Origin of the sequence: Paenibacillus sp. FSL E2-0151, from assembly GCF_037993015.1 — a bacterium.
Lineage (GTDB): Bacteria > Bacillota > Bacilli > Paenibacillales > Paenibacillaceae > Paenibacillus > Paenibacillus amylolyticus.
Map to the genome: position 1 here is coordinate 884,861 of NZ_CP150308.1, position 24,278 is coordinate 909,138.

Here is a 24,278-nt window from a genome sequence, read left to right on the forward strand (position 1 = left end):
TTGCGGAGCAACAGGGGCTAGGCAGCCAGGCGAAGCAGCTGCCCCGGGCCAAGCCCGCGCCCTTAAGCCCCGCCTTGCGGAGCAACAGGGGCTAGGCAGCCGAGCGAAGCAGCTGCCCAGCGGGCTTGCCCGCAGCGTAGCTGAGCGGGGTTCGCCGACCGATGGCTTGCAGCCAACGGAATCGGCGAACAATCCCGCGAGATCACGCACGAACCAACCATAGCAAGATCACACCAGCCACCTCTGCACCGCTTTTTTTGGCGGGTGTCCAGAGGGCCTGCCAAGGTCCTATGGGGTCCTCCCGGGCGGGAGGATTTAGGTGGGGCGAAAAAAAAGGAGATGATTCCACTTGTCCGAAGCATATAAAAAGGCCGGCGTTGATATCGCGGCAGGTAATGAAGCGGTTGAACGGATGAAAAAACACGTGAAGCGTACCTTCCGTCCGGAAGTGATGACAGATCTGGGAGGCTTTGGCGCCCTGTTCGGTTTGAACAAAGATAAATACGATGAGCCGGTGCTTGTATCTGGTACGGATGGCGTAGGCACCAAGCTGAAAATTGCATTTGCCATGGACCGTCACGATACCATCGGAATCGACGCGGTAGCGATGTGTGTGAACGACATTGTGGTACAGGGTGCAGAACCACTCTTCTTCCTCGACTATCTGGCATGTGACAAAGTCATTCCTGAGAAAATTGAAGCTATTGTCGCGGGTATCGCTGAAGGGTGTCATCAATCTGGTTGTGCGTTGATCGGTGGCGAGACGGCGGAGATGCCGGGCATGTACAGTGAAGGCGAATACGATATTGCCGGATTCACGGTGGGGATCGTGGACAAAGCGAAGATCATCAATGGTACAACCATCGTCCCTGGCGACACAGTGATTGGACTTGCTTCCAGCGGTGTGCATAGTAACGGATTCTCGCTGGTACGCAGACTTTTGTTGGAAGATGCGGGACTTGATCTGCATGATGAAGTAGCGGAACTGGGTGGTAAGCTGGGAGATTCACTGTTGGAACCTACAAAGATCTATGTTAAACCTCTGTTGTCCTTGCTGGAAAAGGTAAAAGTAAAAGGTATGGCTCACATTACAGGTGGTGGTTTCATCGAGAATATCCCACGTATGTTGCCTAGCAACGTGAATGTGGATATTGACTACGGCTCTTGGCCGATCCTGCCAATCTTCAACCTGTTACAGGAAAAGGGTGCTGTTTCGAACCGTGACATGTTCACCACATTTAACATGGGTGTCGGGCTTGTACTGGTCGTTAATGAAGCAGATGCATCGGAAGCGCTGCAACAACTGAAAGCATCTGGTGAAGAAGCGTACATCATTGGCCGTGTTACTGAAGGAGATGCGCGAGTAACCTTCACGGGAGCGGATGTTTAATGGCGAACTACCGCATAGCTGTATTTGCCTCGGGTGAAGGGACTAACTTTCAGTCATTGGTCGATGCAGTACGGAATGGTGGGCTGAATGCATCCGTTGATCTGCTCGTGTGTGATAAACCATCTGCACGTGTTGTGCAGCGGGCACAGGACGCAGGCGTGGAATGTCATCTGTTTACTCCGAAAAATTATGCTTCCCGTGAAGCCTATGAGTCAGAGATCGTGGAAGTGCTTGAATCCAAAAAGATCGACCTGGTCGTTCTTGCCGGATATATGAGATTGCTGACTTCCGTTGTGGTGGATCGTTACGCAGGGCGGTTGATTAACATTCATCCGTCCTTGCTACCGGCATTTGCAGGTAAGGATGCGATTGGACAGGCATTGGAATACGGTGTGAAAGTTACGGGTGTGACCGTGCACTTTGTGGACGGAGGCATGGATACCGGACCGATTATTGCCCAGCATCCGGTTCCCATTTTGCCAGAGGATACGCCTGAGTCAATCAGCCGTTCCATTCATGCGGCTGAACAGCAGTTATACCCTGAAGTTGTTTCCTGGTTCGCGCAAGGTCTGGTTCAGTTAGACGGACGTCACGTGACTGTTAACAAACCGGTTTGATATAAGTTGAATTTTTTTACACATTAACGGAGAGGACAGAAAAAACCTGAAAAAGCGAAGCGTTCGCCTAAAAGCTTTCTGAAAGAAAGCTACATCGGAAGCATACGCTATCACCGGATTTTCCCTTTAAGAAAAGGGAATCAAAAAATCTGGGGATAACAGCGATTGAAAGGTTGTTCTGTCATCGGAGTGTCCCGTGTAAACATCTTGGTTCAACTTCTATAACAGAAGTCGAATATTGGTACGCATTTTGTGATATTTCTCGGGAAATAAATCGGCTGTGTTTCGTCAGGAAACGCGAAGCCATGGGACATTAAAGGAGGAGCATATTGTGAGTATCAAAAGAGCGCTGGTTAGCGTATCGGATAAAACGGGCATCGTGGACTTTTGCCGAGAGCTGTCGCAAATGGGTGTGGAGATTATTTCGACAGGAGGTACAAGCAGCCTGTTGTCGAAGGAAGGCGTACCTGTCATCGGAATTTCGGATGTGACCGGATTCCCCGAAATCATGGACGGACGTGTCAAAACATTGCATCCGGCAGTTCATAGTGGGTTGTTGGCTGTGCGTGATAACGAAGAGCACACACGCCAGATGGAAGAACTCGGTCTCGGCTATATCGATCTGGTTGTCGTGAACCTGTATCCATTCCAAGAGACTATTGCGAAACCGGACGTAGCATACGAAGATGCCATCGAGAACATCGATATCGGTGGTCCAACGATGCTTCGCTCGGCATCCAAAAACCATGCCTTTGTCAGTGTCGTTGTAGACGCATCTGATTACAGCCAAGTGCTGGAGGAAGTGCGCAACGATGGAGATACCACTCTCGAAACTCGCAAACGGCTTGCGGCAAAAGTGTTCCGTCATACGGCGGCTTACGATGCACTCATCTCCGACTACCTGTCCAACGTAAATGGCGATCCACTGCCAGAGCGTCTAACGGTTACTTACGAAAAACTCCAAGATTTGCGTTACGGCGAAAATCCACACCAGCAGGCGGCATTCTACCGCAAACCGCTGGCTGCTCAAGATACGTTGACAACAGCCGAGCAATTGCACGGCAAAGAGTTGTCTTATAATAACATCAACGATGCGAACGCAGCATTGCAGATTGTCAAAGAATTTGAAGAACCAGCCGTTGTCGCGGTTAAACATATGAACCCATGTGGCGTGGGCATTGGCGCAAGTATCTATGAAGCTTACAGCAAGGCATATGCTGCGGATCCAACATCTATCTTTGGTGGCATTGTGGCAGCGAACCGCATTATCGACAGCGATACAGCGGGCAAGTTGAGCGAGATTTTCCTGGAAATCGTACTTGCTCCTGATTTTACACAAGAGGCTCTCGATATCCTGACGAAAAAGAAAAACATTCGTTTGCTCAAAACAGGCGAACTGAATGCTGCTCGTAAACGGGAGAGCCAATTCGTGGTAACGTCTATCGACGGTGGCATGATCGTGCAACAGTCCGATGTACACTCCATCGAAGCGAGCGAGTTGAATGTTGTAACCGATCGTGCGCCATCGGAAGAAGAACTGAAACAGCTGTTGTTTGGCTGGAAAGTAGTTAAACATGTGAAATCCAACGCGATTGTACTTGCTGTGAATGACATGACGGTAGGTGTGGGCGCTGGACAAATGAATCGTGTGGGTGCAGCCAAAATTGCGATTGAGCAAGCGGGCGAGCAAGCAAAAGGTGCTATCCTGGCATCCGATGCGTTCTTCCCAATGGGTGATACGTTGGAACTGGCAGCAAAAGCGGGAATTACAGCAGTGATCCAACCTGGTGGTTCGATCAAAGATGAAGAATCCATCAAAGTAGCGAATGAATACGGAATTGCCATGGTCTTCACAGGCGTTCGTCACTTCAAACACTAGAACGAAAAAGGTTTAAATAGGGGTGTCGCCAGTCATACTTATGACTTATGGTACACCCCCTCTTTTTTAGGTTTTTTTAACACGCATTAGCGTAACAAATTCAGTTATGCACGGAGGGGGACAGAACGGATGGATATTCTGGTAGTAGGCGGCGGTGGCCGGGAACATGCAATCATCTGGGCACTGGCGAAGAGTCCAAAGGTAGACAAGATTCACTGTGCACCGGGAAATGCAGGCATTGCTCAGCTGGCTGAGTGTCATGCCATTGCGGTAAATGAATTTGATAAACTAACGGCTCTTGCTGTAGAGCTTAAAGTGGGATTGGTGGTTATTGGTCCGGATGATCCGTTGGCGGATGGAATCGTGGATGCATTTGATTCGACAGGTATTCCGGTATTTGGACCTCGTCGTAATGCAGCAGAGATCGAGGGAAGTAAAACGTTCATGAAGGATCTGCTGCACAAATACAACATTCCAACCGCAGCCTATGAAAAATTCGACAACTACGAACAAGCTCAAGCATACCTAAATGAGCAAGCAATCCCGGTTGTCATCAAGGCAGATGGTTTGGCAGCGGGCAAAGGTGTGACCGTAGCTTATTCGCGTGAAGAGGCTGATCAGGCACTTCGCAGTATCATGGTGGACAAAGTATTTGGTGAAGCAGGAGCCAAAGTAATTATCGAGGAATTCCTCGCAGGGCAGGAAATGTCCATTCTGGCTTTTGTTGATGGGGAGACGGTTCGCCCGATGGCGGCGGCACAGGATCACAAACCTGTATTCGACAACGACCAAGGGCCAAACACAGGCGGTATGGGGACATACTCACCTTTGCCACATATCCCTGCTTCTATTATTGAGGAAGCCGTGGAGACGATCATCAAACCAACTGCCAAAGCAATGGTGTCCGAAGGACGTCCGTTCCAGGGGGTATTATTTGCCGGACTGATGATCTCGCCGGATGGCAAACCCAAAACGATTGAGTTCAACGCACGTTTTGGTGATCCGGAAACACAGGTTGTATTGCCACGTCTGAAGAGCGACTTGTTTGATATCTTCTGGGCAACCGTTCATGGCAAGCTGGCTGATATTGAGATTGAATGGAGTGATGAAGCCGCAGTATGTGTGGTGCTTGCTTCAGGAGGTTATCCGGGTCCTTATGCCAAAGGTGTAGTCATTGATGGTCTGGATCAAGTGCAAGATGCCGTGGTATTCCACGCAGGTACAGCGCGTAATGAAGCAGGAGACTGGGTCACCAATGGTGGACGGATCCTGGGCGTAGTTGGCCTTGGTGCGGATATTGCCGAAGCTAGAAACAAAGCTTATGAACAGGCGGAGCGTATCCATTTTGATGGTAAACATCAGCGAACGGATATTGCTGCCAAAGCACTCGTATAGAATGAATATAAGAGCCCGTAAAGATGTATACCGGAAAGGTATTTGCATCTTGCGGGCTCTTTGCTACGTATATAGATGTATCTTGTGCATACGGCCGGACTTGTTTTATACGGGAAAGAATATGGGGAAGATTCAAAACGGGATTAAATCAGGGAAATCACGCATGTTTAATGCCCTAAAGTAAGGGGTAGTATTTTTATAAATTGGACTATACTAAACATGTGAAGATTATCACATTATGAGGTAATATCAATCATATTATATAAAGTATGTAACATACATAGAGACTAATTTGTGAACATTATACTGTAAGCTTGTGGCAAACCATTACGTGCAACTGGATGGTTGAGCGGGAAACATGGTATACTTTTCGGAAACAGGAATGAGTACAAGGGGAGGTGGATATCTATTGGGTAGGCGATATTGTAAATTGTCCAAATGGCGAATCTAGGTGGAGTTAAGCGAGGAACAATTGACAGCATGAGGGGTAACCCGATTTGAATGAAGAAGTTTCTGCAAGTCATTGACTTCATCTTGAATTCCTGTTTTGTAATTTTACAAGGTCAAACGTAAGACTTATACAAAAGATATCATTGAAATCAATTTTATATAAGGCAGACGTCGTGTTGAAAGACTAACAGTTGATGAATGGTTAACACAGTTAACGGATCACGCTGTAACTATCTCTGGAGGTGAATCCCTGAGAACCGGGGAAATCATTGGACATAATTACCATATTGAATATCGCTTTACTTATTATCTTGATTGCATTGACTGCATTTTTCGTAGCATCGGAGTTCGCTGTAGTCAAAATTCGTACATCAAGAGTGGATCAACTGGTCGCGGAGGGCAATAAAAAGGCCGTATTGGCTAAAAAAGTTGTCTCGGACCTGGATTATTATCTGTCAGCCTGTCAGCTCGGTATTACGGTCACTGCACTGGGACTGGGAGCGCTCGGAAAACCGACGGTTGAGAGATTGTTATATCCGGTATTCAATTATTTAGATGTACCTGCTTCAATCTCGTCGATTGCTTCCTATGCGATCGCCTTTATCCTCGTCACGTTCTTGCACGTGGTTGTTGGTGAGATGGCACCGAAAACGTTGGCGATTCAATTTTCAGAAAAACTGACATTAATGCTCGCCCCATCGCTATACTGGTTTGGTAAAATCATGTATCCGTTCATCTGGGCGCTTAATGGAACATCACGTGTTCTTCTGCGAGGATTCGGTGTAAAGCCTGCCAAACATGATCAAGCCTACTCGGAGGATGAGATCAAAATCATCATGAACCAGAGTTATGAAGGTGACGAGAACAACAAGACCAAGCTTTCGTATCTGGAAAATGTATTTGTGTTCGACGAACGTGATGCCAAGGACATCATGGTACCACGTACGGAACTGGTGACATTAGATCAGGATATGACCTATGACGATATTATTCCTATATTGGATGAACATAACTACTCACGTTACCCTGTCATCGAGGATGGGGACAAGGACCGCATTATCGGCGTTGTGAATGTGAAAAAGATTTTGCCTGACATGGTAGCCGCAAGATCGTATCAACTAAGCGAGTTCGTTCGTGAGATCCCATTTGTTTCCGAAGTTACAAGTATCCAGGATGCAATGATTAAAATGCAGCAGGAACGTGTACACATGGCCGTGGTCGTGGATGAATATGGGGGTACCTCGGGTATCATTACGATGGAGGATATTCTGGAGGAACTTGTCGGTGAGATTCGCGATGAATTCGATGCCGATGAGGTGGCTGATATCCAGGAAACCGGAGAGAATCAATATCTCATTAATGGTCGGGTACTTTTGGATGAAGTGGAGCGGCAGTTCGGACTTAGCTTTGAAGGAAATGAAGAGATGGACACCGTTGCTGGATGGATCCAGTACCAGAAGGGTGTAGGTGTGGAAAAAGGCGACACGGTAGAACACGGCGATTATGTGTGGACCGTTGTGGATACCGAAAACTATCACATCAAGCAAGTTCTTCTGGAACGAGTGAGCGGCGCACAGGTTGAGGAAGCTACTAGCGATCTGGCGTGATCTTGTCCGGAAATCTTTTAAAAATTTAAATATTTTTGCGATAACGGAGAGGACAGAATAGACTGAAGAAGCGAAGCGTCCGCCTTTATCACCGGATTTTCCCCTTTTATATAAGGAATAAAAAAATCTGGTGATAACAGCGGTCGGAAGGTTATTTTGTCATCGGAGTGGTCTGTGCAACCTTAATATAAATTTTATTTGGAGGTGAATCCCTCAACCCGAGGGAAATCATTGGACGGAATAATAGCCTTGAATTTATTTTTAGTAGCCGTATTTATAGGTCTGACAGCCTTTTTCGTTGGAGCCGAATTTGCAATTCTTAAAGTACGGATGTCCCGAATCGATCAATTGATCTCGGAAGGCAACAAAAAGGCAGTACTGGCCAAAAAAGTGGCGCACAACCTGGATTATTATCTGTCGGCATGTCAATTGGGGATCACCATTACGGCGCTGGTATTGGGAGCCTTGGGTGAACCTACTGTTGAGAAAATGCTGCATCCGCTCTTTGAGCGAATGGAAGTACCAGCGGCATTGTCTACCGTGCTTTCCTATGGTATTGCTCTGGCGATCATTACGTTCCTGCACGTGGTTATTGGTGAATTGGCGCCGAAAACCCTGGCGATTCAATTTGCAGAGAGAATGACGCTGTTGCTGGCACCACCACTGTACTGGTTCGGTAAAATCATGAATCCATTCATCTACGCGCTGAATGGAGCTGCTCGTCTGTTACTTGGCATATTTGGTGTAAAACCTGCCGGGCATGATACCGTTCACTCCGAAGAAGAGCTGAAGCTGATTATGGCACAGAGCTACGAGAGTGGCGAGATCAACCAGACGGAGCTGGACTATCTCAAAAACATTTTTGCTTTTGATGAGCGTCTGCTTCAGGAGATCATGATTCCACGAGATAAAATTGTTACTTTGAATAAGGAAATGCCGATTGATCAGATCATTGAAACGCTGAATCGACACGAATACACGAGATACCCTGTTATTGCAAATGGGGATCAGGCTCATTTTGTTGGCTTCATTAACACGAAAGAAATGCTGACGAGTGTAGCAGCAGGCAGAGACTTCAATATGGAGACATTTGTTCACAATACACCGAGTTTCTCCGAGCGTTCTCCAATCAAGGATGTACTGATCCAGATGCAGCAAAGCCGTGTACACATTGCAACCGTGAAAAACGAGGCAGGTGCTACGGTAGGTATGGTTACGATGGAGGATATCCTTGAAGAGATTGTCGGAGATATCAAGGATGAATACGAGCATAAAGATTTGGTGAATCCACCAAAAAGAATGAAACTGGTTTAAGAAGCATTAATACAAAAGTAATACAGGAATACGAAACAAGCTAATCAATCGTTATAACGCTAAGCAGGTTCCCGGAGTGATCGGGGCCTGCTTTTTGTATTAAATCTTAATTTTAAAATAAAAGCTTGCATAATGTAGTCCAATGGATTAATATAAATTTAAAGAATCTTAACTTAAAGATAAATAACGAAAAGCAATAAATAAAAGAAGCAAAATAAGTCGAACTAATAACTTACACGTAACGAAGAGGACAGAAAAAACCTGAAAAAGCGAAGCGTTCGCCTTTATCCCCGGATTTTCCCTTAGGAAAAGAAATCAAAAAAATCTGGGGATAACAGCGATTGGAAGGTTATTCTGTCATCGTAGTGTCTGTGTAAATAAACCAAGGGAGTGGAGATTATGTTCAGAACTTCAGGAATTCATCATATTACAGCTTTTGTTGACGATGCGCAGAAAAACGTTGATTTTTATGCAGCTGTGTTGGCGCTCAGACTGGTGAAAAAAACAATTAACTTTGATGCACCGGATGTGTATCACTTGTATTACGGGAATGAGCAGGGTGCACCGGGCACAATCATTACCTTTTTCCCACAGCAGAATTCAAGAAGAGGTGTCATTGGGTCAGGTCAGACTGGAGTTACCGTATATGCGGTTCCTGTAGGAAGCCTGCCTTTCTGGAAAGAACGTCTTGCTTCCTTCGATATTCCATATGAAAATAAAACCAGATTTGGTGAGCAGTACATTCGTTTCTTCGACAAAGGCGGTCTGTTGCTTGAACTGGTTGAGCGTGAAGGTGGTCAGCCAAGCAACTGGAGTTTCAACGGTGTGACACCGGAGCATGCCATCAAAGGATTTGGCGGAGCCGTATTGTTCAGCCACGTTCCTGAGAAAACCATGGACGTCTTGGTGAGCAAACTGGGTCTGGAGCAAGTCGGTGAAGAGAACGGACTCCTTCGTCTTCAGGCAAGCGGCGATATTGGTCAGATCATTGATATTCAGTCCACAGGTATCCAACGCGGGATTGGCGGAGCCGGAACGGTTCACCATATTGCATGGCGTGCCAAAGATTACGTGGAACATGAACAAATTCAGCAGGATCTTGAACAATCCGGATATCATCCAACGCCAGTCATTGACCGTCAATACTTCAACGCTGTGTACTTCCGGGAGCCGGGTGGTATACTGTTCGAACTGGCCACGGATCCTCCGGGATTTGCACGGGATGAACCAGCAGAGAGCATGGGTGAGAAACTGATGTTGCCTGAGTGGTTTGAACCACAGCGTGAGCAGATTGAACAATTGTTGCCACGAATTGAAGTACGTGAATGGAAAGGAGAGTCCAAATCATGACCACAACCAATACAATGAAACATATCTATAAAGCAGGTGCTCAGCCGGATGCGCCAACAATCCTGTTGCTTCATGGCACAGGCGGAACCGAGAATGATCTGATCGGTCTGGCGGAGATGATCGCACCAGGAGCTGGCATACTTGGGGTGCGGGGTAATGTATCGGAGAACGGGATGCCCCGTTTCTTCCGCCGCCTGGCCGAAGGCATTTTTGATGAAGAAGATCTGATTGCTCGTACGGCAGAGCTGGGATCTTTTGTCGATGCAGCTGCGGTGGAATATGGGTTCGATCGGTCCAACGTGTATGCACTGGGTTACTCTAACGGTGCCAACATTGCGGCAAGCTTGATCTTCCATCAAGCAGATGTATTCAAAGGTGCAATTCTGCATCACCCGATGGTACCGTTGCGCGGACTCGAACTGCCGGATCTGAAAGGTCTGCCTGTGTTCATTGGTGCGGGCGAGAACGATCCGATTGTACCAAGACGTGAAACCGAGGAACTTGCTTCGCTGCTCAGCGGTGCAGGTGCCGATGTAAACACGCATTGGGAGCGTCAGGGTCATCAGTTAACTCGTAGCGAGGCAGAAGCTGCAGCAGCTTGGTTTAAGACACAGGCGTAAATTGGTGGATAGACATCCTCTATTCAAATGATAAATTATTTTAATGTCTCTATAAGAAAAAAACGTTACTCATTTGAGTAACGTTTTTTTCTAGATTTGAAATTTTATTTCTAATTTAGATTACCAGTAACAAAAATAGAACTTTCAGAACCGGTTATGTTGAGAGTTTCAGCTTCGACAGTCAGCTTTTTAGCTGCTCCAATGTCGAATGAAGCAGTTTGAATTTTATCAGATGTACCAATAATAATCTCTTTAAGCAACACATCTCCATCTAAAATTCTAACACTAATATCTGTCTTTACATCAACTGGGAATACAGAAACTTCAAGTTTTTGATATTTTCCTTCGGTAGAAATATTGAAGCCTTTATCAGCACTATTAATTTCCTTTATAACAACTCCAGAGAGATAATCTTTCCCTTGTTGAACAGTGAATTGTTTATCCTTCGTAACATAGGAACTATATTCAGTTACAATTTTCTCGGATGTTATAGGTGTCCTATCTGATTTCTCACCAAGCATAAGAGTTTGGCTACTGCCGTTATAATCTACCGCTACTCCAAGTGCTTCGCCTACTGAACGAACAGGTAGGTATGTCGTGCTGTTATATGTAATTGCAGCTAATTTCTTACCATTTTGATCTACTGGGCTCCATGCTTTACCTGAAATGTTGTAATTGATTCCCCAATTCAGATTGGCCGTGATTTTCTCCAAGATTGGTGCAGCTCCGGCGCCGATAGCCATACCTCCAAGAAGTGTAAAGCTAGATAACGCAATAATAAACTTTTTCTTCACAATTTCTTCCTCCTAAAGTAAATATATGATTTCATTGTAATTATATTACTTTAGACATGGTATGACAATGATTTTAATAGTCTTAAAGTATCAGTCGTCTGAGTTATCAGTAATATAGACCTATAATCGGAATGACTGGTGTTATGTAACCGTTTCTAACCGGGTAAACATTTGAATGTGTGGTAGATAACCTTGTATGCTTAGTGATATAGCTATGCATCAACATCATGAACTGGAGGGGTTAATGTGGAACGTAACATCAAGGAACTGGTACAGCGGATGACACTGGAAGAAAAAGCGGGTATGTGCTCGGGACTGGACTTTTGGCATCTGAAAGGGGTGGAGCGTCTTGGCATTCCATCCATCATGGTGACGGACGGACCTCATGGGCTACGCAAGCAGGATGGGAGTGCAGATCATCTGGGCCTGACGTCGAGCGTGCCTGCAACCTGTTTCCCGTCTGCGGCAGGATTGGCTAGTTCATGGGACAAGGAGCTGGCGCGTCAGGTCGGGGTGGCTTTGGGTGAGGAATGTCAGGCCGAGGATGTAGCGGTATTACTTGGACCGGGTGTAAATATTAAACGTTCCCCATTGGGTGGACGTAATTTTGAATACTTTTCCGAAGATCCGTTGTTATCTACGCAGATGGCTACCGGTCATATTCAGGGTGTGCAGAGCCAGGGTGTGGGTACGTCTCTCAAACACTTTGCAGTTAATAATCAGGAAGAACGGCGCATGTCGATTGATGCGGTGGTGGATGAACGGACACTGCATGAAATCTATCTGGCGAGCTTCGAAGGTGCGGTGAAGGATGGACAGCCGTGGATGGTGATGTGTTCTTACAATAAGGTGAACGGTACGTATGCAGGTGAGAATGAATGGTTGCTTACGGATATCCTGAAAGACGAATGGGGACACGAAGGTCTTGTGGTATCAGACTGGGGTGCGGTCAATGAACGTGCAGATGCCCTTGCAGCAGGACTGGAACTGGAGATGCCAACAAGTGGTGGAATCGGTGAGCGTAAAGTGATCGATGCCGTAGAGAGTGGACAACTGCCGCTGGACAAGCTGGATCGGGCGGTGGAGCGTCTGCTTACGCTGATCTTTAATGCCGTTGATCAAAAGCAAGATGGGGCTACATATAACAAGGATGAGCATCACCAACTTGCGCGTAAGGTGGCAGCCGAGAGTATGGTTTTGCTGAAAAATGAAGAAGGTATCCTGCCGCTTGGGCGTGAAGGCGATGTGGCGATAATCGGGGCATTTGCGCGTAAACCTCGCTTCCAGGGCGGGGGAAGTTCCCACATTAATCCGACCAAAGTGGATGATATTGTGGAAGAGATGCCCCAGGTGGCTGGCGAAGGTGTAACCTTCTCGTATGCCCCAGGTTATCGGATTGAAGCGGATGATGTGGATGAGACGTTAATGCTTGAGGCTGTTCAGACCGCACAGTCGGCTGATACCGCTGTTGTGTTTGTTGGATTGCCGGATCGTTATGAATCCGAAGGGTATGATCGTGCCCATTTGCGTCTACCTGACAATCATATTCGTCTGATTGAAGAGATTGCAAAAGTACAATCACGTGTGGTTGTGGTGCTGAGCAACGGATCTCCAGTGGAGATGCCTTGGTTGCCACAGGTGCAAGCGGTGCTTGAAGCTTATCTTGGTGGACAGGCCGTTGGTGGAGCGATAGCTGATCTGCTGTATGGTGAGGTGAATCCGTCCGGTAAACTGGCGGAGACGTTCCCTGCCAAGCTCAGCCATAATCCATCTTATCTGAATTTCCCGGGCGAAGGGGATCGAGTTGATTACCGGGAAGGCATCTTTGTTGGTTACCGCTATTATGATAAAAAAGAGCTGGAGCCACTGTTTCCGTTTGGTTATGGACTAAGTTATACGACATTTGAATATGCTGACCTGAAGGTAGATCGCACAGAATTGACCGATCAGGATGAGGTGAATGTGCAAGTAAGGGTCACCAATACCGGTGACAGAGCGGGCAAGGAGATTGTACAGTTGTATGTCAGCGATGTAGAGAGCACAGTTATTCGTCCTGTAAGAGAATTGAAAGGATTTGCGAAGGTGGCCCTTGAACCTGGAGAGTCCAAAGTGGTGAGCTTCACACTAAACAAACGTTCATTCGCCTATTACAACGTAGATATGAAGGACTGGCATGTGGAGACCGGAGAGTTCGAGATTCAGGTAGGCAGTTCCTCACGGGGCATTCATGTGCACACACGTGTGAATGTAGAGTCTACAGCGACATTCCTTCCAACCTATACGCGTAATAGTACATTGGGTGATATCCGGCGTGATCCGGCCCATAAACAGCTACTGGACCAGGCTTTGCAACAATTCCAGGAAGCCAGTGGGTTCGGCGGTGATGATGCTGGTGATCATGCAGATATGATGGATGCGATGATGAAATATATGCCGCTGCGAGCACTGGTTGCGTTTAGCGGTGGGGCCATGACGGAAGAAGCGATGAATGAACTTCTGGAGCAGCTGAACAACAAGGATCATGGTATTCGGGGATAAGGGGCTGTGCTCTTAAACCGAGTATTCGTCCATCCTTGGATTAAGCGATTACGATTATGCGATACGTGCAGGAACTGCGCACGAAGCAATAAGAAGGTGTATGTGATAGTCAGCCGCATAGTGGCTAGGACAGTTACCCGATCCGATCATGGATCGGGTTTTCTTTTTGCACAAGGAAAAAGGGGGGGAAGGAACGGTGGGATGTGGGGTGATCCTAGCAACGTGACAGAGGTGACAGGACTGCTCTAACTTGCTGAAGCAACATGGTTGTCGTAAAGGATGGATTAATCTATAATGAAGTAATTGATAATCATTTTCAATTAGATTCGGTGATAGATGATTATGCACGTAATCAGGAGGGGAATATGAATTCTAACCCTAGCTTACATACATTTGGTTCAAGTGCGTTTGTTCAGACCCGCGATGGTCGCAAACTACATTATATGTCCAGGGGAACAGGAGAACTGATGGTTGTATTTGAGTCCGGTATGGGCGCCTCCAGATCAAACTGGGGACTGGTTGCACCAGCCATTGCTGAGCATGCACGTGCTGTCGTGTATGACAGGGCAGGGGCGGGACGAAGTGATGTCGACTCGGCTCCCCGCAGCCTTGAACGCATTGCAGGGGATCTTGGAGAACTGCTGACAGCTCTGGGCCCGGGCCCATTCATTCTGGTTGGACATAGCTGGGGCGGTCCGATTGTACGGGCTGCGGCAGCTGCACATCTATCTCGATTACGTGGCATTATTCTGGTAGATCCATCAGACGAGCATTGCGAAATGTATTTTTCCAAGCTTACTAAAAAGAGCTTTGCCATCAATGGTTTTATTATTCCAATCATGGCGCGGACTGGCTTATATAAGAAACTTGGCAGCAAAGCTGGAAGTGTTCAGCCTGACGATGTGGCAGCGGATCACCTCAAGGAGGATTTCACTGTACGGGCAGCCAGCACGATGCTTGCAGAAGGCAAAACATTTCTGGATGACATGGCAGCGCTGCTGGAACATCCTCCGGCTCTGGGTGATCTGGAAGTTAGCGTGATCTCGGGTACGAAACCGGGCAAGGGAGAGGGGAAAATAAGACCTGCCCTCATTACGGCGCATCGTCAGACGGTGAGCCAGCTGTCCAATGCGAGATGGATTGGGGCCGATCAATCGGGACATATGGTTATGTATACAGACCCTCAGGTCATTATTGATGAAATTGTACGAATGATAAATGACGTGAGCTCAGGCGCAAGAATAGAGCAAAAGTGATACAATACAAAGAAAAGCAGTGCGCGACATTGCTAGATAAGTTGAATTAATGATTTACACGATAACGGAGAGGACAGAAAGAACCTGAAAAAGCGAAGCGTTCGCCTAAAAGCTTTCTGAAAGAAAGCTGCATCGGAAGCATACGCTATCACCGGATTTTTCCCTTGGGAAAAGGGAATCGAAAAAATCCGGGGATAACAGCGATTGGAGGGTTATTCTGTCATCGTAGTGTCAGTGTAAAAATAAACTTTAGTTCAACTTATATAGACCATAAAAGCGGAGTGTGGAGACAACATGAAACCAGTTGAACAAGAACCAACGGGAACCACAAGTCCCGGTCGTGCCAGTGTTGGCATGGAAGATATCGTACGCGCACATCATGTGTTGCGTGAGGTCATTGTAAGAACGCCGTTACAGCGGGATGCTGTATTGTCGGCCAAATATAACTGTAATGTGTATCTGAAAAGGGAAGACCTTCAAGTGGTACGTTCGTTCAAAATTCGGGGCGCCTATAATATGATTCGCAGTCTGACACCAGCCGAAATGGAGAAGGGTATTGTCTGTGCAAGTGCGGGCAACCATGCTCAGGGTGTTGCTTTTAGTTGTAATGCCCTTGGAATTAACGGCAAAATCTTCATGCCGAGTACAACACCGAACCAGAAGGTGAAGCAGGTGCGTCGCTTTGGTGGAAACAACGTTGAAGTGGTGCTGATCGGGGATACGTATGATGACGCTTATGCTGAAGCGATGCGTGCATGTGACGAACAGGGCATGACGTTTATCCATCCTTTTGATCAACCGAAGATTATTGCAGGTAATGGTACGGTAGCGATGGAAATCATGGAAAGTCTCGATGAGAATGCCGACTATGTGTTCGTGACAATTGGTGGCGGAGGGTTGGCAGCCGGCGTGGGAACCTACATGAAGACCGTGAGTCCAGAGACACGCATCATTGGAGTTGAGCCACTTGGGGCAGCTTCCATGAGTGAGGCGATGTTCCGCAAACAGGTTGTGACGTTGGATGATATTGATAAATTCGTGGATGGTGCAGCGGTGAAACGTGTTGGCGATCTCACCTTTGATATCTGCAATAGTATACTTGATGACATTGTGAAAGTGCCGGAAGGCAAAGCCTGCACAACTATTCTGGAACTATATAATGAAAATGCGATCGTTGTCGAGCCTGCCGGTTCCTTGGCTGTTGCGGCGCTTGAGCAATATCGTGAGCAAATCGTGGGCAAGACGGTGGTCTGTGTTATTAGTGGCGGGAACAACGATATCGACCGGATGCAGGAGATCAAGGAACGTTCCCTGATCTATGAAGGTCTGAAGTATTATTTCATGGTTAATTTCCCGCAGCGTGCAGGAGCTTTACGTGAATTCCTGGAGGAAGTTCTAGGGAAGAATGATGATATCACCCGGTTTGAATATACGAAAAAGCATGATAAGGAAAATGGCCCTGCCTTGGTGGGCATCGAGCTGATGTACAAGGAAGATTACCACCCGCTCATTGAACGCATGAACCGCAAAGGTATCGCCTATACCGAACTGAACAAAAATCTAAATCTGTTCAACATGTTAATCTGATGAATAATTCCAAAATGCAATTAGATCACCAAGAAACATCTCCTCTGATCAGACCTGCACGCATAGAAGATGCTGATCAGGTCATTCCGTTACTGTATCAGGCGATAGGGGATATAGCTTACTCGCTTGCGGGTGAGGCGGATCATGAGAAGGCGATGCAGATTTTGCAGGAGTTTTATGTGCAGGAAAACAACCGGATTAGCTATCGTCATGTGACAGTGATGGAGCGGGATGGGCTGATTGCGGGGATTCTGGTAGCCTATGATGGCGGAGACGCAGATCGTCTGGACCAGCCGATTTTGAACCGCCCTGGACGAAGCCAGGAAGAGAAGTATGCATTGGTCAAAGAAACCCGTCCGGGGGAGTATTATCTGGATACTCTCTCGGTAAGTGAAGCTTATCAGGGGCAGGGCATCGGCCGGGCACTGATGGCTGCTTTTGAGCAGCAGGGCAGAGATCTGGGTCACTCGCAGGTATCCTTGATTGTAGAACGGGACAACGGCCGTGCGCTAATGCTGTACGAACGGCAGGGATATGTCAAAGACGATGTGATTGTCATAGCAGGACATGAGTATAATCATATGGTCAAACCGATTCAATAGTGCAGGGAGCTCACGGATTAAGTCAGTTTTGACTATAGAAGCAAAAAGAAACCGCAACAGGAGCAAACCCTGTCGCGGTTTTTGTTGTGGTTATCTGTTGGGATTTAGCCTGAATTCGAACAGGATATTAACCATGGAAGCGGATTAACTCAATAATTCGTGTAGTCGCTGACCGGCACATTCTGCTCCAGCCATTTCTCGACAGCAGTCGTTTTCTCGAATTTGGCTTCGGTTACGATGTCCATGAACTTTTCGAGTTTGGTCAGGAAGGCACTGTCTTCGGTTGAGTTACGTTGTAAGACAGCTTTGTAACCTTTCTGGGCATTGGCTGTCATTTTGTTCGTTTCATAGTCAAATAAAGGCGTATTATTCAGGCCATAAAAGGTATACAAGGTATAGTTATTCATCAGGTTCTTCACCTGTTGTACCCGATTGGACTTCGGATATTCGTTCAGGAATCGTTCCTGATTCAGAGCGCGATTGAGTATCTCCTTATAGCCAATGACCAGTGCACCATCATCGGCGGCAAGGTTGCTGGTTTCAACTGCCATAATATTAATGTATTGTTTGATGTCTGGTTTCACGTATGAGATATATTTCTGAAAAGCCATATAGTTCATGATCGGATAGAGGGAACCTTCCAGCATAACCAGGCGATAACCGCTATCCCGTGCCTGCTGGAGCAACGCACGCAGACTGGTGTCGTTGGTGCGGCTCATCAGTTGGGTGAAGCTATCATTCCACTTGTAGGCTTTGATCATCTTGTCTTGAACATTAGGCACCAGTAGACGGTCCGTCATGGCTGTTAACGCCTTGTTGCGGGCATTCTCCAGTTGTAAGGCCATCAGAGTTGCATGATAAGTGGTGACTTGATTGATATGAGATTCGAGATAAGTATCCGCGGCAGGCAAGCCGTTCTTTTTGTAGAGCATGGACTGAAATGTTTTATATATCGTTGTTGAACTGGCAGTCGTGACTTTGGTATCTGTACTGGAAGGTGCGGCTGCAGCGACTCCGGATAAGGGAGCGACAGCCGTTTGGAGCAGCATGAGGATGGCGGTGGCTGTAATGAAGGTGCGCATGCCTTTACGTTTGGCAGATTGGAACGATGATGTCATAGATATGAACCTCCCGTAGTTGAGAAAATGATAGGTGTTGTTCACTAGTCACTATACATTAACCCAATTGGTGCAGGATGTGGTTGCGGAATGGTGACAAATTCTTCTGTTATTTTTAACTTTTGGAGGGTGGAAGATAGAGGAAGTTTTCTGAGAAAATATTTTTTGTACAACTGGAAACTTTTGAGCCGATCGGAACGTCTTAGTTGTGCATAGGTAAATACAGGAATTAATGAAAAGAACAGCGAATCTATTTCGATGTTAACTAAATGCGAGAATGGGGATATGGGATATGAGGAAAGCGGGAGGAAAACAAGTGAAGAAGGTAATGTCAGCGCTGGCTGTATCGGCCATGCTGATGTCCGCACTTCCAACGTCGGTTATGGATGCAGCCGCGAGGATCAGCATATATATTAATGATGCAGAGTTATCATCTGCTCAGGCACCTGTGATGAAAGGTGGACGTGTACTGGTTCCGCTGCGTTCGATTTTTGAAGGATTGGATGCGAAGGTACAGTACACGAACAGAACCAAAACGATTGTTGCAACTCGCGACGATCAGGAAGTTACATTGACACTCGGTTCCAAAACGGCATACATCAACGGGGAAGCGATATCGCTGGATGTACCTGCAAACACGATTAAGGGCAACACGATGGTTCCAATTCGTTTTGTCAGTGAAGCTTTTGGAGAGAAAGTATTCTGGAACTCACGCAATCAGCGTGTAGATATCAAGACAACGGCCACACCTCCAGTGGATGAGACACAATATGCTGCATGGAACATCTATGGTTCGGTATCCGGAAGTAACGGAGATGGTCGTGACTTGACCGTGAGCTTCACACGTCCAACTTCAGAGAAGGCGGTATCTGCTTACCGGATTATGCTGGTAAAAACTCGCGATGTGAATAGCTTCACGGAGTCCTCAGCCACTGCCGTACCTTCTGCGAACTACACATCTGTTACACCAAATGGCAGCAACCCGAAACTGACACTTAATGCACAGACACGTGACGTAAACGGGGATTTGCTTAACAGCAATGAAACGTATCGCCTGTATGTACTGACTGTTGGTAACAGCAGCAATAATTATAAAAATGCATTGAACTGGTCTTCCCAAGCCTTGAAGCTCAATAATGTGAAATCCACGGTACAGGCAGTTACAAGTCTGCGTGCCGCAGATATTAGTGACTATGGCGATGGTCGCGATCTGGAGATTAACTTCACGCAGCCGAGCACAACATCGAACATTACGTATTATCGTGCTTTTGTTGTTAAAGCGAAGGATTCTTCTGCGTTCAATCTGGCTGCAGCGAACAAAGTGTCCAGTGCCAACTCAACGATCATATACAAAGGAAACAGTACCGCAGTGAAAAGCCAGCTGACTTCTTCGACACGGGATACGTCCGGCGAATTGATCAAAAGCGGTACAGCATATGTAGTTTACATCTTGTCGGTAAGCACTAATACAACAACAGACAGCAAGCTGTCCGCAGCAACATCTTCACTTACGCTGTCCGTGAACACAGCAACCTCTCCAGTAATTACGCAGGTGAAGGATAACTCGGATTATGGAGATGGTCGTGATATTCAGGTGAGCTTCAACCGTTCATCAGATGAGTCCAAGGTGGCGAATTATCGCGTCTTTGTGGTGCGCAACTCGGTTGCCAGCAGCTTTAATCTGACAACGGCGAGTAACCTGTCCTCCAGTCTGTACTATACGGTGAATAAAACAGGTAACAACATTACAACGACTTTGCCTTCATCCATGAAGGACACAAGTGGTTATAACGTAACGAATCTGCAAGATTATCGCATCTTTGTGATGGCGGTGGGCAATCAGCAAAATGGATACACCAATGCGCTGTCAGCTTCCTCCACAGCTCTGAGACTGACAACGACCGGTAACGCGGGAGTTATTAGCAACCTGTCTGTTGCGGATATTAGTGACTACGGTGATGGGCGTGATCTGCGGGTTTCTTTCAACAAAGCTGCGGATGAATCCAGAATCTCTGCCTACCGAGTATATGTAGTTCGTTCCGCTAATGTGGGCAGCTTCACACTAAGCGCAGCTAATGCGTCAAACAACTATACGCAGGTGAACAAAACGGGTGGTAACCTGTCCGTTACGCTTCCAAACTATGCGGTAGATACCAATGGTTATACCATTAGCAATAATGTTGCTTATCGGGTATTCGTTCTGTCGGTGAACAACAACGGAAACTCCAGTCAAAATGCTTTGTCTGGTTACTCTTCCCAGATTACATTGTCGGCAAACGCGGCTGTAACAGCTCCGAGCAATGTGGTTGCAACTGATATTGGGGATACTGGAGATGGACGTGATCTGCGTGTGACGTTCACTAAATCCGCAGATGAGACAAATGTGAATCATTATCGGGTGTTTGTAGTGAAAAATGCAAATGCAGGCAGCTTCAATCTGAACGTAGCCAATACAGTGAATAGCTCGAATTATACGTATGTAAGTAGAACTGGAAGCAACCAGACGATTACTTTGTCTAATGGTTCGAGATCAGTGGATGGTGACTTGATCCGTAATGATGTAGGCTATCGAGTGTACGTGATGGCTGTTAATAATAACACGTCTTTAGTGAATGCAATATCGTCAGCCTCTGGTATAGTGACACTGACTTCAAATTCCGCTGTAGCAGTGGCGAGTAATGTGAATGCAACCGTTAAAGATCAAGGACAGTCTGGAACGCCTTCGGATGTAACAATAACCTTCAATAAGGCAACTAACGAGACCAATATCTCCAATTATCGTATCCTGATTGTGCCTGCTAACCAAGTGAGTGGATTCAATACAAGTTCTGCTCTTGGAATTAATTCTTTTATTGAAATTAACAAAAACAATGCAGGCAGTCCGGTAGTACTAAACGGTGGACATCGAGATATTAATGGTAGTGCCCTTGTAGCTGGACAGAAATACAGAGTGTTTGTCTTGTCCGTTTCGGACAGTACATCACGTGCTTCCAATCTGTCCCTTGCTTCCAATGAGTTTAATATCTTTACACAAGCAAATGTGGTTCAAACTGCTACTATTACAGGCCTTCAAAATACAAGTACTGTAACCGAAGCGAGTTATAAGCTTACCTTTACTAAACCAACTGCTGAAACGGGGATTTCTGCATACCGAATCTTTATTGTTAAAGGAACAGATAATTTGGATATTACTACAGCAAGCTCTAACACTAGCTACCCAATTGGAAATCCTGCAGCGGTTGAAGTTACTTTAACGAAATCAGCTATAGATTCAACTGGAGCCAATCTGGTGGAAGGAGGCGAGTATAAGGTGTATATTCTTTCAGTTGCTGCAAATACAACAACGAATAAACATACACTTTCAGGCCCATCGGATACATTCAAGCTTGAAAAAGCTCAGCCTACGCCTACACAGGAGCAGACGTCTATTACCAATCCACCAGCCTCAAATGAGGGGTAAACACCTCCAAAGGGCTGAATGTAAAAATCTACACTGAAACAAACTCGAACACCCTTTCCATCCGGAAAGGGTGTTTTCATTATGTATGAACGACAATCGTCTGGCGTGAATTTCAGACTCGCTTTTTGAAAATCTTGTCGTCAAAAAGGTTCCTAAGACCATTGTTACATCGGGAACAAATAATGGATAATAAAGGGAAGTTGGCTATATAGATTGAACTAAATATTTACATGAAACGGACAGTGTAAATATCTTTAGTTCACCTTATGTAGGAGCCTATGAGCCGAAAGGAATGATGGAATGCTTGCGTTTCGTTTGACGGGCCTGCCGGATTCCCGGTTGCCGCTGTACCTGTATTGTGTGGGGACGCAGGAAGAGAAAGTTCTGCATAGACCGGATGGATTTCCGGTGTATCAGTTGTTTTTGTCACGCGGTGGTGAAGGGCAGTTCAAGATAATGGGAAAAGGGACATGGACGATGGGAGCAGGGCAGTTATTCATCGTGGAACCCGAGGTTGCGCATGAGTATGTGCCTCATTCCAAATCCAAAGGAGAACTGGGTTATATCGGTATTGGCGGTACATCGGCTGAATCGGTACTACAATCCACGGGTTTGCTTCAGAACGAACCGTGCCATATCTCCGGTTTTGAAATCATCTGGTTACGCATGACCAATCTCTGGCACACGTTGGATCAAGGAGCAACGGAGATGTGGAACACATCAGCCCTCATCTACCAGCTTATTTTGGATATAGCAAAATCGAAAATTCCATCTGATGTCGGCATCGGAGGTATTGGATCATCGATGGCACAGGACGGCACTGTAACACGTTCTAATCGGGAGCCCGATCCGAGCAAGGATGCACTCGTCCGAGCAGTAGCATTGATGCATACGCACTACCAGGATGACCTGTTATTGAAGCATGTCGCTGACGCAGTGGGTTATTCGGTTCAGCATCTCAATCGATTATTTCATCATCATTATGGCGTGACAGGACATCAATATATGCAAAGATTACGTTTGCAGAAGGCTTCGGACTGGATGGACAAGCATCCACGAGCAAGTGTGCGAGAGGTGGCAGAGACCGTAGGAATGGAAGTGAACTATTTTATCCGGATGTTCAAGCGGGAGTTTGGAGAAACACCGGGTAAAGGAATCAAACATCGGAACCAGCTCCAAATGGAAAAAGACCTCACGAGTTCGTGAAGCGTTCCCGTGCCCATGTCACATGTACCTAATATCAGAAGGATTTAGATTCGTCAGAACATGAAAAAGGGACCCTCAAGGCCCCTTAATCGATTATATACGTGTTATGCTGTTTTCTTTTGTCCAAATAAAGGCCTTACCGTTGCAAGTCCCACAACTCCGATCACTGCACTCACCCACGGAGCCAGTGCAAATACCGGAAGTTTATCACGCAGTGGATACCCTACAAAGAGCACAAGGACCACGATGACGATGTAAATGATGATTCCCTTAAGGTTAACCTTAGGTACGGTGTTCTTGTCCGCTCCTTCATCGTCCGGTCGTTCAGCAAGACGGCGAAGCATCTCCACCAATGCGATACCGCCAACTGCCGCAACGATCAGAGAGAACAGACTGATGTGTTGGAACGGCTCCGTATCTCCGCCAGTCCAACCCACGAACAATCCCACACATCCTTGAATCAACATGACAAAAGACAAAGCCGCCCAAGCGATCATGGCATACCACTTTGGTGTCCGTTTCACAGGCTCTGGATTCTCAGTTGGCTGTGGTTCTACAGCGTTGGCATTCTTTTTCGATGAAGCTGTTGAACTATTATCACGGGTTGGGCTGGATTTACCCATCTCAACGACAGCCGTCTTCTCCGGTGCTGTATTTGTAATCCCGAGCTGTGCATGGATGTCTTGTTCCAGATCAGGTCCGTATAACTCGCGAGCGGGTTTGTTATCCCGCTGAGCCTGTACGATTGCTTTTCCTGCGGAGAGTATCCACTCTTCCTGTGTTCTCTCGTCCGCTGGCGCATGACGCGCAATTGTGCTGATCTCGTCATACAGTTTCACATGTTCAGGTGTCATTCGACTCATCTCTGTTATTTGCCGATTCTGTATTTCTTTAAGCTTCTTATAGGAAATCCCCAATGATTGCTCCCCCTGTCTACACACGTTCTGATCTTCCAATGGACTGAAGACCCTGACGGTATTTTAGTATAAGGGAAGGGCTCTCGTTTCGCAAAGTCATTCCTTATAAAAAAGCTGCTCATGGTGGACCCATATCCATACACAGGCCAGTATAACACAGGTGCATAACAGCACCAGT

Annotated in this window: 18 protein-coding genes; 14 read left to right on the forward strand and 4 right to left on the reverse strand. The window is 46.6% G+C overall.

What is annotated here, in order from left to right; genetic code table 11:
- Nucleotides 1–62: 62 nt before the first annotated feature.
- Nucleotides 63–284 carry a hypothetical protein gene (locus MHI55_RS04180; RefSeq protein WP_156946077.1) on the reverse strand — a complete coding sequence of 74 codons (222 nt, stop codon included), beginning with the start codon at nucleotides 282–284 and terminating at the stop codon, nucleotides 63–65.
- 65 nt (nucleotides 285–349) lie between these two features.
- On the opposite strand from MHI55_RS04180, the gene purM reads away from it, so the two are divergent.
- The 8 genes from purM to MHI55_RS04220 all read left to right on the forward strand — a co-directional run bounded on the left by purM (nucleotide 350) and on the right by MHI55_RS04220 (nucleotide 10,622).
- The gene (gene purM / locus MHI55_RS04185) at nucleotides 350–1,390 is read left to right on the forward strand and encodes a phosphoribosylformylglycinamidine cyclo-ligase (RefSeq protein ID WP_340388950.1); all 1,041 of its coding nucleotides are present in this window, start codon (nucleotides 350–352) and stop codon (nucleotides 1,388–1,390) included.
- Nucleotides 1,390–2,007 carry a phosphoribosylglycinamide formyltransferase gene (gene purN / locus MHI55_RS04190; protein WP_036606067.1) on the forward strand — a complete coding sequence of 206 codons (618 nt, stop codon included), beginning with the start codon at nucleotides 1,390–1,392 and terminating at the stop codon, nucleotides 2,005–2,007. Before purM ends, purN begins: the two co-directional genes overlap by 1 nt.
- Before the next feature lie 331 nt (nucleotides 2,008–2,338).
- Nucleotides 2,339–3,886, forward strand: a complete 1,548-nt coding sequence (purH, locus tag MHI55_RS04195; protein ID WP_340388952.1) for a bifunctional phosphoribosylaminoimidazolecarboxamide formyltransferase/IMP cyclohydrolase — start codon at nucleotides 2,339–2,341, stop codon at nucleotides 3,884–3,886.
- A gap of 129 nt (nucleotides 3,887–4,015) precedes the next feature.
- Nucleotides 4,016–5,281 (forward strand): phosphoribosylamine--glycine ligase, encoded by a 1,266-nt coding sequence (gene purD / locus MHI55_RS04200; RefSeq protein WP_340388954.1) that lies wholly within the window; start codon nucleotides 4,016–4,018, stop codon nucleotides 5,279–5,281.
- Nucleotides 5,282–6,000: 719 nt separating this feature from the next.
- Entirely contained in the window at nucleotides 6,001–7,338 is a 1,338-nt protein-coding gene (locus tag MHI55_RS04205) for a hemolysin family protein (protein WP_036606064.1), read from the forward strand.
- A 231-nt stretch (nucleotides 7,339–7,569) separates the two neighbouring features.
- Nucleotides 7,570–8,652 (forward strand): hemolysin family protein, encoded by a 1,083-nt coding sequence (locus MHI55_RS04210; RefSeq protein ID WP_036606063.1) that lies wholly within the window; start codon nucleotides 7,570–7,572, stop codon nucleotides 8,650–8,652.
- 396 nt (nucleotides 8,653–9,048) lie between these two features.
- Nucleotides 9,049–10,002, forward strand: a complete 954-nt coding sequence (locus MHI55_RS04215) for a ring-cleaving dioxygenase (protein ID WP_143781310.1) — start codon at nucleotides 9,049–9,051, stop codon at nucleotides 10,000–10,002.
- Between the two features lie 14 nt (nucleotides 10,003–10,016).
- Nucleotides 10,017–10,622, forward strand: coding sequence for an alpha/beta hydrolase (locus tag MHI55_RS04220; protein WP_340390570.1), 606 nt, complete (start codon nucleotides 10,017–10,019; stop codon nucleotides 10,620–10,622).
- 110 nt (nucleotides 10,623–10,732) lie between these two features.
- Here the strand turns inward: MHI55_RS04220 and MHI55_RS04225 are convergent, their stop codons facing one another.
- A complete protein-coding gene (locus tag MHI55_RS04225) occupies nucleotides 10,733–11,416 on the reverse strand; it encodes a stalk domain-containing protein (RefSeq protein ID WP_340388956.1) in 684 nt (227 codons plus the stop codon).
- Between the two features lie 246 nt (nucleotides 11,417–11,662).
- Between MHI55_RS04225 and MHI55_RS04230 the strand changes: the two genes are divergently transcribed.
- The 4 genes from MHI55_RS04230 (at nucleotide 11,663) to MHI55_RS04245 (ending at nucleotide 17,399) form a co-directional block, all read left to right on the forward strand.
- The gene (locus tag MHI55_RS04230; RefSeq protein ID WP_340388958.1) at nucleotides 11,663–13,954 is read left to right on the forward strand and encodes a glycoside hydrolase family 3 C-terminal domain-containing protein; all 2,292 of its coding nucleotides are present in this window, start codon (nucleotides 11,663–11,665) and stop codon (nucleotides 13,952–13,954) included.
- 365 nt (nucleotides 13,955–14,319) lie between these two features.
- Entirely contained in the window at nucleotides 14,320–15,210 is an 891-nt protein-coding gene (locus MHI55_RS04235) for an alpha/beta hydrolase (RefSeq protein WP_340388960.1), read from the forward strand.
- A 294-nt stretch (nucleotides 15,211–15,504) separates the two neighbouring features.
- On the forward strand, nucleotides 15,505–16,797 hold the full coding sequence (gene ilvA / locus MHI55_RS04240; protein WP_036606060.1) for a threonine ammonia-lyase IlvA: 1,293 nt from the start codon (nucleotides 15,505–15,507) through the stop codon (nucleotides 16,795–16,797).
- A 14-nt stretch (nucleotides 16,798–16,811) separates the two neighbouring features.
- A complete protein-coding gene (locus tag MHI55_RS04245) occupies nucleotides 16,812–17,399 on the forward strand; it encodes a GNAT family N-acetyltransferase (RefSeq protein ID WP_340388962.1) in 588 nt (195 codons plus the stop codon).
- A gap of 149 nt (nucleotides 17,400–17,548) precedes the next feature.
- Here MHI55_RS04245 and MHI55_RS04250 read toward each other — a convergent pair whose 3' ends face one another.
- Nucleotides 17,549–18,517 carry a hypothetical protein gene (locus MHI55_RS04250; protein WP_340388964.1) on the reverse strand — a complete coding sequence of 323 codons (969 nt, stop codon included), beginning with the start codon at nucleotides 18,515–18,517 and terminating at the stop codon, nucleotides 17,549–17,551.
- A 316-nt stretch (nucleotides 18,518–18,833) separates the two neighbouring features.
- Here MHI55_RS04250 and MHI55_RS04255 point away from each other — a divergent pair, with 316 nt between their 5' ends.
- Both MHI55_RS04255 and MHI55_RS04260 read left to right on the forward strand, forming a co-directional pair.
- The gene (locus MHI55_RS04255; RefSeq protein WP_340388966.1) at nucleotides 18,834–21,977 is read left to right on the forward strand and encodes a copper amine oxidase N-terminal domain-containing protein; all 3,144 of its coding nucleotides are present in this window, start codon (nucleotides 18,834–18,836) and stop codon (nucleotides 21,975–21,977) included.
- A 300-nt stretch (nucleotides 21,978–22,277) separates the two neighbouring features.
- On the forward strand, nucleotides 22,278–23,183 hold the full coding sequence (locus tag MHI55_RS04260) for an AraC family transcriptional regulator (protein WP_340388968.1): 906 nt from the start codon (nucleotides 22,278–22,280) through the stop codon (nucleotides 23,181–23,183).
- Between the two features lie 104 nt (nucleotides 23,184–23,287).
- Here MHI55_RS04260 and MHI55_RS04265 read toward each other — a convergent pair whose 3' ends face one another.
- A complete protein-coding gene (locus MHI55_RS04265) occupies nucleotides 23,288–24,100 on the reverse strand; it encodes a DUF1129 family protein (protein ID WP_340388969.1) in 813 nt (270 codons plus the stop codon).
- Between the last annotated feature and the right edge of the window lie 178 nt (nucleotides 24,101–24,278).

What these genes read in the sequence shown, in the direction of transcription:
- purN (WP_036606067.1), top strand. Translation starts at nt 1,390, where the DNA reads ATGGCGAACTACCGCATAGCTGTATTTGCCTCGGGTGAAGGGACTAAC.
- purD (WP_340388954.1), top strand. Translation starts at nt 4,016, where the DNA reads ATGGATATTCTGGTAGTAGGCGGCGGTGGCCGGGAACATGCAATCATC.
- MHI55_RS04220 (WP_340390570.1), top strand. Translation starts at nt 10,017, where the DNA reads ATGAAACATATCTATAAAGCAGGTGCTCAGCCGGATGCGCCAACAATC.
- MHI55_RS04235 (WP_340388960.1), top strand. Translation starts at nt 14,320, where the DNA reads ATGAATTCTAACCCTAGCTTACATACATTTGGTTCAAGTGCGTTTGTT.
- ilvA (WP_036606060.1), top strand. Translation starts at nt 15,505, where the DNA reads ATGAAACCAGTTGAACAAGAACCAACGGGAACCACAAGTCCCGGTCGT.
- MHI55_RS04245 (WP_340388962.1), top strand. Translation starts at nt 16,812, where the DNA reads ATGCAATTAGATCACCAAGAAACATCTCCTCTGATCAGACCTGCACGC.
- MHI55_RS04250 (WP_340388964.1), bottom strand. Translation starts at nt 18,517, where the DNA reads ATGACATCATCGTTCCAATCTGCCAAACGTAAAGGCATGCGCACCTTC.
- MHI55_RS04260 (WP_340388968.1), top strand. Translation starts at nt 22,278, where the DNA reads ATGCTTGCGTTTCGTTTGACGGGCCTGCCGGATTCCCGGTTGCCGCTG.